We start from the raw sequence: 15,848 nt of genomic DNA, 5'->3' as shown, positions 1-15,848 counted from the left end.
CCTAGGCTTATGCGTGGATTAGTGATGGAACAAACGAACGCCGGAATAGCACATGACCATACCGTAGTCGTTAGCGGCTTTGACCACTTCTTCGTCACGCATGGAGCTGCCCGCTTGAACGACGTATTTCACGCCGCTGCGGCTCGCACGGTCAAGATTGTCGCGGAACGGCAGGAAAGCGTCGGAGCCGTAGGATACGCCCGTCAGCTTGCTGAGCCATGCGCGCTTCTCGTCGCGGGTCAATCGTGCAGGTACTTCCTCGAAGCATGCTTCCCATGCCGCCTGCTCTACCGGAGTCAGCTCTTCTTCGAGCCACAGGTCGATGGCGTTGTTTTGCTCCGCGCGGGAAAGCCCTTGGCGGAATTTCATGTTGAGCGCCTGCGGATGCTGGCGAAGGAACCAACGGTCCGCTTTATCGCCGGCAAGTCGGGTACAGTGAATCCGGGACTGCTGCCCCGCTCCAATACCGATCGTCTGTCCGTCGAGCGTATAGCAGATCGAGTTGGATTGGGTATATTTCAACGTCACGAGCGCGATCAGAAGGTCACGCTTCGCATTGTCGGGAAGGTCTTTGTTCTCCGTTACGATTTTGTCCAAAGCGGACGCGTCGATAACGCCGTTATTGCGCTCCTGCTGCATCGTCAAGCCGAACAGCGTGCGCGTTTCTACCGGATTCGGCACATAGTCCGGATCGATTTGCAAGATGAGGTAGCCGCCGTTCTTCTTCGCTTTCAAAATTTCCAGCGCTTCATCCGTATAACCAGGTGCAACGACCAAGTCGGACACTTCGCGCTTCAGCAGCAATGCCGTGGAAGCATCCACTACGTCGCTCAGTGCGGCTGCGTCACCGAAGGAGGACATCCGGTCCGCTCCGCGCGCGCGTGCATATGCCGTCGCGAGCGGAGACAGCTCCAAGCCTTCGACGAAGTAAGCTTTTTTCAGATCGTCTGTGAGCGGTGCTGCTACTGCAGCGCCTGCAGGGCTGACATGCTTGAACGATGCTGCTGCTGGCAAACCGGTCGCAAGGCGAAGCTCGCGTGCCAATTGGAACCCGTTAAGCGCGTCCAGCAGGTTAATGAAACCCGGGTCCCCGTTCAGAACTTTGATCGGCAGTTCACCTTCGGTGTAGAGCTTCGCTTGTTTTTGATGCGGGTTCATGCCGTAACGCAATTCCAGCACGTTCGTCCCGTTCGTAGTCTGGCTCATGAGTGGATCCCATCCTTCGGTTTGAGATTTATATAAGGTTCTAGATCAATTTGTCCTGAAGCGATCTGGCTTATGACGTGCGGCAGCAGTTCGTGCTCCATCGGATGAATGCGCTCGCTGAGCGATTGCTCGGTATCACCGGGAACAATATCGAGTGCGCGCTGTGCCAAAATCGGCCCGCTGTCGAGCCCGCCGTCGACCACATGTACCGTAATGCCGGTCACCTTGACGCCATGCACCAGCGCCTGACGCACCGCATGCAATCCCGGAAAAGACGGTAAGAGCGACGGGTGAATGTTGATCATCCGTCCCCAATAAGCTCCGACCAGCACATCGGTCAAAATCCGCATGTAGCCGGCAAGCACCACCAGATCAACCTGCTTGCCGCGCAGCAGCTCCAATATTTCCTGCTCGTACGCTTCGCGCGACGGATATTCCTTCGGCCGGAACGTATGTACCGCTACCCCCGCTTCCTGCGCGCGCTGAACGACCGGCGCTTGAGGCCGGTCGCAAACCAAAAGCTCGATGCTCGCATCGAGCTTGCCACCTTGTACCGCATCCGCAATGGCCTGGAAATTCGACCCGCTTCCGGACGCGAATATGGCTATGCGAAGGGGCTTATTCATACTACCGCCCCGTTAAACGTTACGATGCGTTCACCTGCTGTCACTCGGCCTAACGTATATACTTTCTCTCCGTGCTGTTCGAAAATGCGCGCTGCTTCCGCTGCTTGCTGTTCGGAAACGACAATCACCATGCCGATGCCCATGTTAAACGTACGGAACATGTCGTTGTTGCTGATCGCGCCCTCTTGCTGCATCAGCTGGAAGATCGGCAAAATCGGCCAGGAGCCGTAATCGATCTCTACATTGACGCCAGCCGGAAGCATACGAGGAATGTTCTCGATAAAACCGCCGCCTGTAATGTGCGCCAAGCCTTTAAGCTGAACGGACTCCAATGCTGCCAATACGGATTTCACGTAAATTTTGGTCGGCTCCAAAACGACGTCGCCCAGCTTGCCGCCCAGCGCATCGATGTGGTCATGCAGGCTGTAGCCTTTTTCTTCAAGCAGCAGCTTGCGGACGAGCGAGAACCCGTTGCTGTGTACGCCGCTGGATGCAAGGCCAAGCACGACATCGCCCGGACGAATGGTCGAGCCGTCGATGATTTTCTTTTTGTCCACGATCCCTACGGTGAAGCCGGCGATATCGTACTCGCCTTCGGAATACATGCCCGGCATCTCCGCCGTTTCGCCGCCGATCAAGGCACAGCCGGATTGCACGCAGCCGTCGCTGATCCCTTTGATGATCGCTTCGATTTTCTCAGGGATCACTTTGTCGCAGGCGAGGTAATCCAGGAAAAACAGCGGCTCCGCGCCTTGTACCACGATATCGTTGACGCACATGGCAACCGCGTCGATACCGATGGTGTCATGCTTATCCATGGCAAAAGCAATTTTCAGCTTCGTGCCTACGCCGTCCGTACCGGAAACGAGCACCGGCTCCTCGTATTTGTCTTTGTTCAAGCCGAAAAGCGCGCCGAATCCGCCCAAATCGGTCAATACCTCGGGACGGAACGTCGTTTTCACGTGCTTCTTCATTCGTTCTACCGCTTCGTTGCCCGCCGCGATATCGACGCCGGCTTTTTTATATGCATCCGACACAGGGTTTCACTCCTCAGTTAGGGCCGAGATTTGTGGCGCTTGGAAAAGGTGTGTGGCTCATGGTGCCTTGGCGGCTTAGCCAGACCGCTTCCAACGCGCCTCAAACTCGGCTGCGTTTAGTATAGAATGGCGGAGTCGTTATCCTCCTCCGCCTTGGTTTTTAATAAGATTGCTGGTGGCATTGCAGAGCGCCCTTTGCAGGCGCTGCTCGCCACCTATTTCTCGCTGGACTTCATCGCAGGCTTCTGATTAGCCTAATTATAGCGACAATACCTTAATCACAGCCGCAGCTGATAGAAGACTCCTCCGTGACGCGAGTAGGGTAGCTGTTGTCAAAACAGGCCGTGCAATGGCCGCGGTTGAATTCGACGTTCGGACGGCCGATCGAAGCGAGCAGGCCGTCCTTGCTCAAGAAATGCAGCGAATCGGCGTTGATCGCTTTGCGAATTTCCTCGATCGACTTCTGAGCGGCGATCAATTCCTTGCGGTCCGGCGTATCGATGCCGTAGAAGCAAGGGTTCTTGAACGGCGGCGAGCTGATGCGCACGTGCACTTCGGTAGCCCCCGCTTCGCGAAGCAGATTGACGATGCGCAGCGAAGTCGTGCCGCGGACGATGGAGTCGTCAATCATGACGACGCGTTTGCCCGCTACGATGCTGCGCACGGCGCTCAGCTTCATCTTCACGCCCTGCTCGCGCAGCTCCTGGCTCGGCTGAATGAACGTGCGGCCGGTATACCGGTTCTTAATGAGCCCAAGCTCATAAGGGATACCGGTCTGCTCCGCATAGCCGATGGCAGCCGAGATGCTGGAATCCGGCACGCCGGTAACGACATCGGCGTCCACGAACGACTCAAGCGCGAGCTGACGGCCCATCCGCTTGCGCGCGGAATGGATGTTGATCGCGTCGATATCGCTGTCCGGACGCGCAAAGTAAATGTACTCCATTGCGCAGATAGCGCGCTGCTTGATCGGCGAGAAACGGTCTTCCTTCAAGCCGTGCTTCGGGTCGAGCACAAGCAGCTCGCCCGGCTCGACATCGCGGTAATACGTGCCGCCGACCGCATCGAACGCACAGGTCTCGGACGCGAACAAGTACGCGGTGCCGAGGCGCCCCATAACGAACGGGCGCAGGCCGTGCGGGTCGCGAGCAGCGATCACTTTATCTTTGGTTTGGAACAAGAAGGCATACGCTCCGTCTACCCGGAGCAGCGCTTCCTTAATAGCCGCTACGATATCATCCTGCTTGGAACGGGCGATCAAGTGAGCTATAACCTCGGTATCGCTCGTCGTTTGAAAGATCGACCCTTGAGCCTCCAGCTCTTTCTTGATCTCGCCCGCGTTGTGCAGATTCCCGTTCGTAGCGATGGCAAGATCGCCTCCACGGTATTTGAACACCAGCGGCTGAGCGTTCGCCAGCTTGCTCTCGCCAGCCGTGGAATATCGGACATGGCCGATCGCATTGGATCCCGTCATGGTACTGAGATTGTCGTTGTTGAATACTTCCTTGACCAGACCCATGCCGCGGTGATAATGAAAGTCGGTTCCGTTGGCTACGCAAATGCCTGCGCTTTCCTGACCGCGGTGCTGCAAAGCATGAAGCCCGTAGTACGAAAGGTTTGCGGCTTCGGAGTGACCGTACACTCCGAATACGCCGCATTCCTCGCGAAGCTTGTCAAACAGACCGTCATGGCTGTTGATTCCATCATTATAGAAACGTCCTGTCCAAAGCTGCGGTTGCGGCTGCATTACTTCATCAGACATGGAATCGCATCCTTCCAAACCTTTTCTAGTTGTGCAACAGGTGCTTGGATGACTGGTTTAGCGTTCACTTGGATTTGTAATTCGTTGCCTTGAACCTGGCCTAGCTCTTGATACGGTACGCCTTGCTCGGCGATCCACTGCTTCAATGCTCCGGCTTGTTCAGGCGATGCGCTTAGCAGGATACGGGATTGGCTCTCGCTGAACAGCGCGATATCGTTGCGCAGCTCGGAGGTGAAGTTCACGCTGGCTCCCAGACGGCCGCTGATGCAGCTTTCGGCCAAAGCAACGGCCAAGCCGCCGTCGGACAAGTCATGCGCAGAAGCAACGTACCCTTTTTGGATCGCGCCAAGAACGGTATTCAAAAGCTTTTTCTCTACATCCAGATCGATTTGCGGAGGACGTCCTTCCGTTACGCCGTGAAGCACGTATTGGAACTCGCTTCCGCCCAGCTCCGCTTTCGTCTCGCCGAGCAGGATGATGATGTCGCCTTCTTTTTTGAAGCCTTGTGTTGTAATGTGATCCGTATCGTGTACGAGACCTACCATGCCGACAACCGGCGTCGGGTAAATCGCGCCTTTTGCGTTTTCGTTGTACAAGCTGACGTTACCGCCGATAACCGGAGTCTCCAGCTTGCGGCAAGCTTCCGCCATACCGTCCGCCGCTTTTTCCAGCTGCCAGAAAATATCCGGCTTCTCCGGGCTTCCGAAGTTCAAGTTATCCGTAATCGCCAATGGCTCCGCACCGGAGCATACGTTGTTGCGTGCGCCTTCGGCAACCGCAATCATACCGCCTACTTCCGGATCGAGGTACACATAGCGGCCGTTGCAGTCCGTGGACATCGACAACGCTTTGCGCGAGCCGTTAATCGTTACTACAGCCGCATCGGAGCCGGGGCGTACCGCCGTGCTGGTGCGAACCATGTAATCGTATTGGTTGTAAACCCACTCTTTGCTTGCAACCGTAGGGGATGCGAGCACTTTTTCCAAAGCGCCGTTCAAATCGGTCACTTCCGGATACCGAGTCGTATCGACGGAAGCATTGTCAACATAATAAGCAGGAACCTGGGAAGGCTTGTTGTATACCGGGCACTCGTCTACAAGCGCGGTTACAGGCATGTCGCCTACCAGCCCGCCTTTGTGAAAGAGCTTCAGACGGCCGTCGTCGGTAACTTTGCCGACCTTCGCGCAGTGAAGGCCCCAACGCTCGAAGATTGCTTTGGCTTGAGCTTCATGCTTAGGCTCGACAACGAACAGCATGCGCTCCTGCGATTCGGACAGCATCATTTCGTAAGGCGTCATGCCTTCCTCGCGCTGAGGAACCTCGTCGAGGTACAGCTCCATACCGTTGCCCGCTTTGCTTGCCATTTCCGCACTGGAGCAAGTCAAGCCTGCGGCACCCATATCTTGAATACCGAGCACGATGCCGGAGTTGATCAGATCAAGACAAGCTTCCAATACGAGCTTCTCCATGAACGGATCGCCGACTTGCACAGCCGGACGCTTCGCTTCGGATTCGGCGGTCAGTTCCTCGGATGCGAACGTCGCACCGTGGATGCCGTCGCGGCCCGTTGCCGGACCTACGTAGAACACAGGGTTGCCTACCCCTTTGGCTACGCCTTTTTGAATTTTGTCGTGATCGATGATCCCTACGCACATTGCGTTAACGAGCGGATTGCCTTCGTAGCTCTCGTCGAACATCACTTCGCCGCCGACGGTCGGAATGCCGATACAGTTACCGTAGCCTGCAATCCCGGATACTACATGCTCGAACAAATATTTGACGCGCTCATTCTCGAGACGGCCGAAGCGCAAGCTGTTCAGCAATGCTACCGGACGCGCACCCATCGAGAAAATGTCGCGGATAATGCCGCCGACCCCTGTCGCTGCGCCTTGATAAGGCTCGATCGCGGACGGATGGTTATGGCTTTCGATTTTAAATACGACCGCCTGGTTGTCGCCGATATCGACGATTCCCGCGCCTTCGCCCGGTCCCATCAATACGCGAGGACCCGTTACCGGGAACTTGCGAAGTACAGGCTTGGAATTTTTATAAGAACAGTGCTCGGACCACATAACGCTGAATACGCCGATTTCCACATAGTTCGGTTGACGACCGAGGAAGCCGCAAATTTTATCGTATTCGGCATCGGTTACGCCCATCTGCTTGTAAATTTGTTGTTCTGCGATTTGTTCTGCAGTTGGCTCCTTAGCCGATAGTTGCTGCGCCATGTTTTTCCCTCCAAGTGCTCAAGATCGATGTGAACATCCGTTTGCCGTCCGCCGAACCGAGCAGCTCGTGCACTGCGCGCTCCGGATGCGGCATCATGCCAAGCACGTTGCCGTTTTTGCTGCAGATTCCCGCGATGTCGTCCACGGAACCGTTAGGATTGCTGCCCGCTTCGTAACGGAACACGATCTGATTGTTGGCTTTCAGCTCCGCCAATGTTGCATCGTCACAGTAGTAGTTGCCTTCGCCGTGAGCGATCGGAATGTTGATCAGCTCGCCTTGCTTGTACTCCGACGTAAACGGAGTCGCCGTATTTTCCACCTGCAGCATCGCTGCGTGACAGCGGAATTTGAGCGATTCGTTGCGAAGCATAGCTCCAGGAAGCAAGCCCGATTCAAGCAAAATTTGAAATCCGTTGCAAATCCCGATAATATATTTTCCCTGCTCCGCAGCTTGAACGAGCGCATTCATTACCGGAGCAAAGCGGGCGATAGCGCCGCAGCGCAGGTAGTCTCCGTAAGAGAAGCCTCCTGGAACGATGATACAGTCATAAGAAGATAAATCCGTTTCGGTATGCCAAACGTAGCTAACAGGCTGGCCGATCGTGTCCTCTACCGCTTTATAACAGTCGATGTCACAATTAGAGCCGGGAAACACCAGTACAGCGAAATTCATCACGTGCTCCTCCTTTAAGGGTCGATCTATTCTCTGTCGATTTATAAATCCGTCGTGTCCGGATGGTAGTCTGGATTAAACGAGCTCGTAGCGGTAATCTTCGATAACGGTGTTAGCCAACAGCTTCTCGCACATCGCCTTTACGCGTTCTTCCGCTACAGCGCGGTCTGTCGTGCCGAGCTCCAGCTCCAAGTATTTGCCTACGCGCACTTTGCCCACTTCGTCAAAGCCCATGGAATGAAGAGCGCCTTGAACGGCTACGCCTTGCGGATCGAGTACGCTTTGCTTGATCGTTACATAAACGGTTGCTTTTAACATGGGGTGAATCCTCCTTGGGAGTAAGTGGTTTCTTTCACACTATAAATGATGGATCTCGTATATCGTGAACGGCGCTAATAATTCGGTCGTCGAATCATTTCACCAAACGGTCGTAAATCGCTCTGTAGCGGCGGGACGTTTCCTCAACGACGTCATCCGGCAGCGGGTCCGGCTCGCTGTTTTTGTCCCAATCGGTTCCCGACAAGTAGGTCCGGACCGGTTCTTTATCCATGCTGTCGATCTCGATGTCGAATGCGTAGTTTTCCTTCGCCCAAAAACGGGAGGAGTCCGGAGTGAAAATTTCATCTATTAAAATAATTTCTCCGTCGATCAGGCCGAACTCGAATTTCGTATCCGCCAAAATGATGCCCCGCTCCTCGCAAAACTGGCGGGCAAATTCATACAGCATGATGCTCTTCGCTTCCAGCTGCTCCGTCAGCTCGGCGCCGACAAGCTCCTTCATACGCTCGATCGAAATGTCTTCGTCGTGGCCTACGTCGTTTTTCGCGGCAGGAGTGAAGATCGGCTTCGGGAAACGCTCGTTTTTGCGCATTCCTTCAGGCAGCTTGTGCCCGTTGATCTCGCCTGTCTTCTCATACTGACGCCAGCCGCCGCCGGTTATGTAGCCGCGCACGACGCATTCAATGTCGATCCGCTCCGCTTTCTTGGTCACCATGAAGCGGTCCTTCATGATGTCGCGGTCGGTGACGATATCGCCGAGCTGCTCTACATCGCCATGTACCACATGGTTAGGCATCATGTGTTTCGTTTGCTCAAACCAGAACTTGCTCAAGCTGTTCAGCACGTTCCCTTTATCGGTTACGGCTGGCGAGAGCACCCAGTCAAACGCCGAGATGCGGTCGGTTACCGCGATAAGATAATACTCTCCCAGATCGTACAGCTCGCGGACTTTGCCTTTATACAGCAGTGGTGCTTTGACAAAAGGTTCAGCGCTAGAAATCGCCTTCGTTACGGCCATGATTGAGTTGGTCCTCCCCAAAGGTGCCTGAAGCATGAGAGCTGAGATCCTATACCATTACTTGTCCGCCCTGATCATGCTTCAAACACGTTTTATTTATAGATTAAATTAAGCCCAAACGCTCGAAGATCGTATCCACATGCTTCAAATGCCAGCTAGGATTGAAGCAATCCTCGATTTCCTCCAGGCTCAGCTGCTCGCGGATTTCCGGCGTGCTCTCGATGATCTCGCGGAACGAACGCTGCTGCTCCCAAGCCTGCATTGCTCTAGGCTGTACGGTATCGTACGCTTGCTCGCGGCTGAAGCCTTTGTCGATCAGCTTCGTCATCACGCGGCCGGAGAACGGAACGCCGTACGTGCTTTGCATATTGCGCTTCATATTCTCTGGGAACACGGTCAAGTTCTTGATGATATTGCCGAGACGGTTCAGCATGTAGTTCAAAAGCGTCGTCGCATCCGGCAAAATAATGCGCTCTACGGACGAGTGCGAAATGTCGCGCTCATGCCACAGCGTTACATTCTCGTAAGCGGAAATCATGTGGCCGCGGATCACGCGGGACAAGCCGGAGATGCTTTCGCAGCCGATCGGGTTGCGCTTGTGCGGCATCGCGGACGAGCCCTTTTGCCCTTTGGCGAACGGCTCCTCGACTTCGCGGAATTCGCTCTTTTGCAGCGCGCGAATTTCGGTAGCAAACTTGTCGAGCGAAGTGGCAACCAGCGCCAGCGTAGCCATATATTCAGCGTGACGGTCACGCTGCAGCGTTTGGGTCGAGATCGGAGCCGGGTTCGTTCCGAGCTTGTCGCAGACGTACTTTTCCACGAAAGGATCGATGTTCGCGTACGTGCCTACCGCGCCGGAAATTTTCCCGTACTGTACGCCGTCAGCCGCAAAGCGGAAGCGCTCGAGATTCCGTTTCATCTCTTCGTACCAGAGAGCCATTTTCAATCCGAACGTTGTCGGCTCGGCATGTACTCCATGCGTACGGCCCATCATTGCCGTATCTTTGTGCTCGATTGCTTTGTTTTTCAAAATTTCGATGAAATTGATAATGTCCTTCTCTAAAATCTCGTTGGCTTGCTTCAGCAAGTAGCCAAGAGCAGTATCCACCACGTCGGTGGAAGTCAAGCCGTAATGCACCCATTTGCGCTCCGGTCCGACCTTCTCGGAAACGGCGCGGGTAAACGCGATTACGTCGTGGCGTGTTTCCAGCTCGATTTCATAAATGCGGTCGATATCGAATGCGGCGTTCTTACGCAGCTCCTTGACGTCTTCTTTCGGAATAACGCCGAGCTCAGCCCATGCTTCGCAGGAAAGCAGCTCTACTTCAAGCCATGCGTTGAATCTGTTCTCTTCAGTCCAAATGCGTGCCATTTCCGGTCTTGTGTAACGATCGATCATTGTATTTCCTCCGATTCTATGCTTTTCGTTCTAATTATTAGATTTCCATATGTCCGAAGCCTCTATCCACTGCATAGCCGCATCCGTCGATCCGGCCAGCACGTTGACGTGCCCCATCTTCCGGTTATGCTTGCTCTCGCTCTTGCCGTACAGATGAACCTTAGCCGTAACGCCCGGAGCAACCTGCTCCGATTCCGGCTTCACGATCCAATCCAGCAGCGGCTCGACATGCTGTCCGAGCACGTTGACCATCACCACCGGGGTCAAAAGCTCCGTTGATCCGAGAGGCAAATTGCAGATGGCGCGCACATGCTGCTCAAACTGCGACGTGGCGCAAGCCTCCATCGTGTAATGCCCCGAATTGTGCGGCCTTGGAGCCAGCTCATTGACGAACAGCTGTCCGTCGCGGGTAAGGAACATCTCCACGGCGATCAGCCCGATCACGTTCAGCGATGCCGCGATTCTCATCGCTAGCCGCTCCGCCTCCTGCTGAATGCTCTCGCTCGTTCTCGCAGGAACAATGGATAGATGCAATATATTATTGATATGAATGTTCTCCGCCGCAGGGAATGCTTTCACTTCGCCTCTTGGGCTTCTTGCCGCTATGACGGATAGTTCCTTCTCGAAGTGGATAAACTGTTCGAGCACCAGCTCCGTCTTCGCTTTACTCAGCGTTGCGAAAGCTTCCTCGACTTCATCCAGCGACCGGATGACCCATTGGCCTTTGCCGTCGTAGCCGCCGGTCGCCGTCTTCAGCACGCACGGCGTACCGAAGCGTTGTACCGCTTCGCGAAGCTGTTCGGCGCTGGCAATTTCCGCATAAGGCGCCACCTTCACGCCCGCCGCTTCAATCGCCCGCTTCTCGCGCAGACGATGCTGCGTCGTATACAGCAGCTGGCTTCCCTGCGGGACGTACGATTCGGCCATCAGCAGGCCGGTTACGTCGGCGTCGACATTTTCGAACTCATACGTGATGACGTCCGATTGCTCCGCCAAAGCTCTTGCAGCTTCCACATCATCATAGGAAGCGACGATCTGCCGGTCGGCCACTTGTCCGCAAGGCGCATCCGGGGTCGGATCCAGCGTCACGAAGCGGTAGCCCATGGCCCTTCCGGCCAATGCGAGCATGCGGCCCAGCTGGCCGCCGCCAAGTACGCCGATCGTGCCTCCGGGACGAATTACCTTGCCCGTCTCGTTGTTGTTCTGTGCTTGGCTCATTCGAGCACGCTGCTTTCTATGACCGATTGGCGAATCCGCTCGCGGCGGTCACGCACCTTTTGCTGCAGCTCGGCATCGAACGCGCCCAGGATTTGTGCTGCCAGCAGTCCGGCGTTCGTTGCGCCGGCATGACCGATGGCTACCGTCGCCACAGGAATGCCGCCCGGCATTTGCACGATCGACAGCAGCGAGTCCATTCCGTTCAGCGTGGACGTTTTGACAGGCACGCCAATAACCGGCAGCTCCGTTTTTGCGGCGACCATGCCGGGCAGATGAGCGGCTCCGCCCGCTCCCGCGATAATAACCTTCAATCCGCGTTCGGCCGCGGACGCCGCATACTCGAACATTAAATCCGGCGTACGGTGAGCCGATACGACTTGCTTCTCGTAAGGCACCCCGAGTTCCTCCAGCATGTCGCAAGCATGCTTCATGGTTTCCCAATCGGACTTGCTTCCCATGATCACTCCAACAAGAGCAGACATAATAACCTCCGTCGTCTATTTTCCTGATTAAACACAAAACGCCCGGCAGATAGGCACCGTAATGGTCTATCGGCAGGACGACGAGTATTGCACAGCGCAAGCTAAGGCCGAGCACCGGTGTGCCGACCTTCGAACACGCATACTCGTAGTCCAAAAATTTATGGTTTTTGGGTAGATACTTCCGGGCCATATCCCCGACATTATACGAGAAAATTTGACATTTTCAGCTAAAAATCCACGTTACGATTACACTTTTAGTTTACCAGTGATGGAAGGCATGTGTCAACAAAAAAAGACGAACATTATGTGAATCAGAATCCTATAAAGTTCGCATTTCAAATAGCATAACCGGGCAAAATGTGGAGTTAACTCCCATTTTGTTTCATTTTAATCAACAATTCACGGCTTTCCTGAATTTCCTCCCCGCTCAAATTGCCCTCCGCCCACTGCTCCGGCTCAAGCTCAGACCAACGCTCGTACATGTCGATGCCGCGCTCCACCAGCTTAGGATTGCCCGGATCGTCGTCGAGCATGAAAAACAGCATGTCCTCCGCCTTCGCCAGCTGGCCCGTCGCATCGTAGTGGCCGAGCAACAGCTCCATCAGCCGCAAATTCATTCTGGTCTGCTTCACTTGAGGCAGTAGGATGCTCACCCGTTCCTCCGCGTCACGATGCAGCTCTTCCGCATCTTCCATTTGCCGTATTTCCAGAAGCAGCTCCAGCGACTTCAAGAAACAGCTCTCCGCTTCCAACGGCTCACCGGCATCACCAAGCAGCTCCCCTTCCGCCTTCAGCATGTCGCTCAGCAGCAATCCTTTTCCCGCATCAAAATGGCCGTTAGCCGAAAGCAAGCCAATGATATCCTTGACGGACAGCGCCCGGACCAGCTTGGAATTGAGTCCAAGCAGCTGCTTCATCGCCTGGGCGATAAGCTCCATCGCTTCCGCGAGCCTGCGGTTTTGCCGCTTCAGCAGCACCTGCGCCATTGTAACCGTGAACTGCTCAATCATTCGTAAAAGATAGTCTCTGCGATACAACGCCATCCCTCCAGCCCATGACGGATTTCTTCTATTGTAACGCATGGGATTGGGTATTGAAAAATTCCGCACCGGACCACACCGGCTTAAAAACAAATCCCCCAAAGGTTAAGATCATGCTTCGAAGCTTAATCCTGTTGCTTTTGGGGGAGCCCCCATTATCCATAGGAAATTGCTCCGCATAATTTCCTAAACAAAAATAAAACCGCCGGTTCAAGCCTCAGCTTGAATCAGCGGTTTTCCCGTTCCTATTCATTTTATCCTGTATAAGCACGGTATTCAGTCAATTCGGTGCTGCGCCCTTTAGCCGCCCATTCGTACCCGAGCTCCGATGGCAGAGACCCGCGATGGAAGCTGTCCAGCAATGCTTCGCGCAAGCCTAGCACCCAATTGAACTTCACTTCCTCGTCCCTTTGGATCAGCTCCTCAGGGAACGTGCGGATAGCCGGCATCGATTCCAGCATCCCGTTCATGCACAGCACTTCCGCATACGCCGCTTCCAGTCCGCACGGAATGGTTGATCCGCCGTTAGAGACAGCTTTGATGCAGGTGCCGAGCTTACTGTATTTTTGCTGCGCATAGTGCTTGACCGTACCGTCATTAAATACCGCCTCGATACGGTTCTCGTTTGTTCCTGACGAATAGGTAATAACAGCGTTTTCAAATTCAAAATGAAGCGCAGGACCGTAGTTGTCGCTAACTGCATGGGTAGCGTAAAACAAAACCTCCACGCCGTTATCGCCATAAGCCCTGAGCGCACACGTATCGAAATTTTCAATCTTGTTCGCCCTGTACAGCTCCGCCTCTACGGTTTGCAGCGGCAGACTGCGATCCGTCTGGCCTCCCAGGACATAAAACATATTGTGCAAATAATGAGACGTAGCGTTATGAGCTACGCTGTCCAAAATCCACTCGCCGTTATCGCCTTTTTTCCGGCCTTTCCACCCGCTCATGAAATAGCTGTCTGTCCGTCTCCACAGCACGATGGACTTAAGCCGCTTCGGCTTCCCGAACAAGCCGCCGGAAATATCCTGCTTCAGCTGCTGAATTTGCGGCGTAAACGACCAGTCGAAGCCGATGGCCACGAACTTTCCTGCACGGTCCCGTGCTTCCATCATCTTGTGAACGTCTTGTACCGTAGGAGAAATCGGCTTCTCGCACAGCACGTTGCTCCCCTTCGACAGCGCCAGGCAGGTCTGCTCGCAGTGAAATTGTATCGGTGTGGATATTACGGCAAGATCCGCCGTGCTTTGAGCATAAAAGCTTTCCATCGTCGGATAAAACGGCACGTTCCGTTCCTTCAGCGCCTCGTAAAACTTGCTCGTTTCCGGCTTTACATCGACTACCCCTGCGATAAAAGCTTCATTTTCATAGTTTCCGTTCAGCATTTCGTTAACATAGTTGGCTCCATAGCCGCCAATGCCGACCAATAAAATGGATACCCTATTCCCGCTCATTCTTCCTTCACCTCGGTTTTACAAGTTCATTGCAAGCTTCATTCTACACCCGCGGGTACGGGTCGTCTTATAAATTATGGAATCGTCTTCTCAATTTTGGAACCGCTATCTTATCGTCCCATTACTGTCCGGCAGCACGTCCGAAACGAGGATTGAGGGCATGGACAAAAAGAAAAGATCCGGCGCCAGGCCGAACCTTCCCTTCGTTTTTATTCTTGAACGTCTTCGTCCCCGTCACGCATATCGACCGGTCCCGGATTCGGCGAAACCGGGGGATTTATTTGCACGGGCTTGTCCGTCGTACGCGTTTCATGCATCCCCACCGCACCCATCTGGTGCGTCTTCAGATCCCGAAGCTCCTTGTTCTCGACCATAATATTCACCTCCTGCGTCAATAGACGGTCTATCACGCTCTAGTGTGTCTGTTGAACCGCCCTATTATGTACAAGGGTACGGCAGCGTATTGCTATTGGCCGTGAAATTCGGTATAGTTAAAATGTAAAACATTTTCTTCAATATTAATGATTTATGAAAAATATTTTCTTATAATGAGGAAGCCTATGCCAGGAATTTTAAGCGCGATTCAAGAACAAATGGACACGATGAATCCGAAGGAAAAAGAAATCGCAGCCTACGTCCTCGCCCACTCCCACGACGTAGTCCAGATGGGCATTACCGACCTATCTCAGCAGTCCGGGAGCAGCACGGCGACCATCTCCCGCTTCTGCAAGCATTTTCATTTTGCAGGATATATGGAGTTCAAGGTCAAGCTGGCCGCCGAGCTTGCACAGCAGCCGCCATCCGGCGTGCAGTCCTATCAGGATATCGTCGCAGGCAACCCGCTTACGAGCATCGTTGCCGCCATGGAGGCGAATCACGTCAATTCGATTACCGATACGACACGGCTGCTTGACATGAAGCAGCTGCAGAAGGCGATCGATGCGCTCAAGTCGGCACGGCAGATCGATCTGTACGGAGTGGCGACGTCCGGTCTCGTCGCGCAGGATTTTTACCAGAAGCTGATCCGGATCGGCAAGCGGGCCGTGACGTTTTCGGACCCGCACATGCAGGTCACTTCGGCCTCCAGCCTGACAGAGCAGGATGTGGCGATCGGCATCTCTTATTCCGGGGAAACGGCGGAGACGATAGCGGCGTTAAAATGTGCGGCCGAGAACGGAGCAACGACGATTTCCTTAACGAAATTCGGCGCGAACACGCTGACCTCCCTCGCCTCGATCTCATTGTTCACCTCTACGCTGGAGGAAGGGATGCGGCGCGGAGATATGGCTTCGCGGATCGCTCAGCTGCATGTCATCGATATTTTGTTCGTGGGCTTGATCAGCGAGCAGTTCGACGACCTGGTGCCCCGTCTCGAAAATTCATTTCAAATGGTTAAAAAATACCGTTAGTCACAAGGAGCAGATAC

The 15,848-nt window shown here is 54.3% G+C and carries 15 protein-coding genes and 1 riboswitch; of the genes, 1 reads left to right on the top strand and 14 read right to left on the bottom strand.

The genetic code is table 11. The features are described from left to right. Positions 1-18 precede the first annotated feature (18 nt). From DVH26_RS04020 to DVH26_RS03955, 14 genes are all read right to left on the bottom strand, one after another. Positions 19-1,206, bottom strand: coding sequence for a phosphoribosylaminoimidazolecarboxamide formyltransferase (locus tag DVH26_RS04020; RefSeq protein ID WP_239631344.1), 1,188 nt, complete (start codon positions 1,204-1,206; stop codon positions 19-21). Further along, on the bottom strand, positions 1,203-1,832 hold the full coding sequence (purN, locus tag DVH26_RS04015; RefSeq protein WP_239631342.1) for a phosphoribosylglycinamide formyltransferase: 630 nt from the start codon (positions 1,830-1,832) through the stop codon (positions 1,203-1,205). The genes DVH26_RS04020 and purN overlap by 4 nt, the downstream gene beginning before the upstream one ends. Continuing rightward, complete coding sequence (purM, locus tag DVH26_RS04010) at positions 1,829-2,869, bottom strand: phosphoribosylformylglycinamidine cyclo-ligase (protein WP_239631340.1); 1,041 nt, start codon at positions 2,867-2,869, stop codon at positions 1,829-1,831. The genes purN and purM overlap by 4 nt, the downstream gene beginning before the upstream one ends. Positions 2,870-3,143: 274 nt before the next feature. Then, positions 3,144-4,631: an amidophosphoribosyltransferase gene (gene purF, locus DVH26_RS04005; protein WP_239631337.1), complete on the bottom strand. Its 1,488-nt coding sequence runs from the start codon at positions 4,629-4,631 to the stop codon at positions 3,144-3,146. Further along, the gene (purL, locus tag DVH26_RS04000) at positions 4,616-6,859 is read right to left on the bottom strand and encodes a phosphoribosylformylglycinamidine synthase subunit PurL (RefSeq protein ID WP_239631335.1); all 2,244 of its coding nucleotides are present in this window, start codon (positions 6,857-6,859) and stop codon (positions 4,616-4,618) included. Before purL ends, purF begins: the two co-directional genes overlap by 16 nt. Beyond that, complete coding sequence (gene purQ / locus DVH26_RS03995; RefSeq protein WP_239631333.1) at positions 6,837-7,532, bottom strand: phosphoribosylformylglycinamidine synthase subunit PurQ; 696 nt, start codon at positions 7,530-7,532, stop codon at positions 6,837-6,839. The genes purL and purQ overlap by 23 nt, the downstream gene beginning before the upstream one ends. A gap of 75 nt (positions 7,533-7,607) precedes the next feature. Then, the gene (gene purS, locus DVH26_RS03990; RefSeq protein ID WP_239631330.1) at positions 7,608-7,850 is read right to left on the bottom strand and encodes a phosphoribosylformylglycinamidine synthase subunit PurS; all 243 of its coding nucleotides are present in this window, start codon (positions 7,848-7,850) and stop codon (positions 7,608-7,610) included. Between the two features lie 94 nt (positions 7,851-7,944). Further along, the gene (locus DVH26_RS03985) at positions 7,945-8,829 is read right to left on the bottom strand and encodes a phosphoribosylaminoimidazolesuccinocarboxamide synthase (RefSeq protein ID WP_239631327.1); all 885 of its coding nucleotides are present in this window, start codon (positions 8,827-8,829) and stop codon (positions 7,945-7,947) included. A 103-nt stretch (positions 8,830-8,932) separates the two neighbouring features. Continuing rightward, complete coding sequence (purB, locus tag DVH26_RS03980; RefSeq protein WP_239631324.1) at positions 8,933-10,228, bottom strand: adenylosuccinate lyase; 1,296 nt, start codon at positions 10,226-10,228, stop codon at positions 8,933-8,935. 30 nt (positions 10,229-10,258) lie between these two features. Beyond that, the gene (purK, locus tag DVH26_RS03975; RefSeq protein WP_239631322.1) at positions 10,259-11,446 is read right to left on the bottom strand and encodes a 5-(carboxyamino)imidazole ribonucleotide synthase; all 1,188 of its coding nucleotides are present in this window, start codon (positions 11,444-11,446) and stop codon (positions 10,259-10,261) included. After that, positions 11,443-11,928 (bottom strand): 5-(carboxyamino)imidazole ribonucleotide mutase, encoded by a 486-nt coding sequence (purE, locus tag DVH26_RS03970; RefSeq protein WP_239631319.1) that lies wholly within the window; start codon positions 11,926-11,928, stop codon positions 11,443-11,445. The genes purK and purE overlap by 4 nt, the downstream gene beginning before the upstream one ends. Positions 11,929-12,054: 126 nt before the next feature. Next, positions 12,055-12,156, bottom strand: a riboswitch (purine riboswitch). Positions 12,157-12,293: 137 nt separating this feature from the next. Further along, positions 12,294-12,965, bottom strand: a complete 672-nt coding sequence (locus tag DVH26_RS03965) for a DUF6483 family protein (protein ID WP_239631317.1) — start codon at positions 12,963-12,965, stop codon at positions 12,294-12,296. 257 nt (positions 12,966-13,222) lie between these two features. Continuing rightward, positions 13,223-14,422, bottom strand: coding sequence for a Gfo/Idh/MocA family protein (locus tag DVH26_RS03960; RefSeq protein ID WP_239631314.1), 1,200 nt, complete (start codon positions 14,420-14,422; stop codon positions 13,223-13,225). Positions 14,423-14,631: 209 nt separating this feature from the next. Continuing rightward, the gene (locus tag DVH26_RS03955) at positions 14,632-14,796 is read right to left on the bottom strand and encodes a hypothetical protein (protein WP_239631312.1); all 165 of its coding nucleotides are present in this window, start codon (positions 14,794-14,796) and stop codon (positions 14,632-14,634) included. Between the two features lie 186 nt (positions 14,797-14,982). On the opposite strand from DVH26_RS03955, the gene DVH26_RS03950 reads away from it, so the two are divergent. Beyond that, positions 14,983-15,831, top strand: coding sequence for a MurR/RpiR family transcriptional regulator (locus tag DVH26_RS03950; RefSeq protein WP_239631309.1), 849 nt, complete (start codon positions 14,983-14,985; stop codon positions 15,829-15,831). Positions 15,832-15,848 lie beyond the last annotated feature (17 nt).

It is taken from the genome of Paenibacillus sp. H1-7, from assembly GCF_022354825.1.
Classification (GTDB): Bacteria; Bacillota; Bacilli; order Paenibacillales; family NBRC-103111; genus Paenibacillus_S.
The sequence above is the reverse complement of the archived record's forward strand: the minus strand, read 5'-3'. Positions and strand labels throughout refer to the sequence as shown.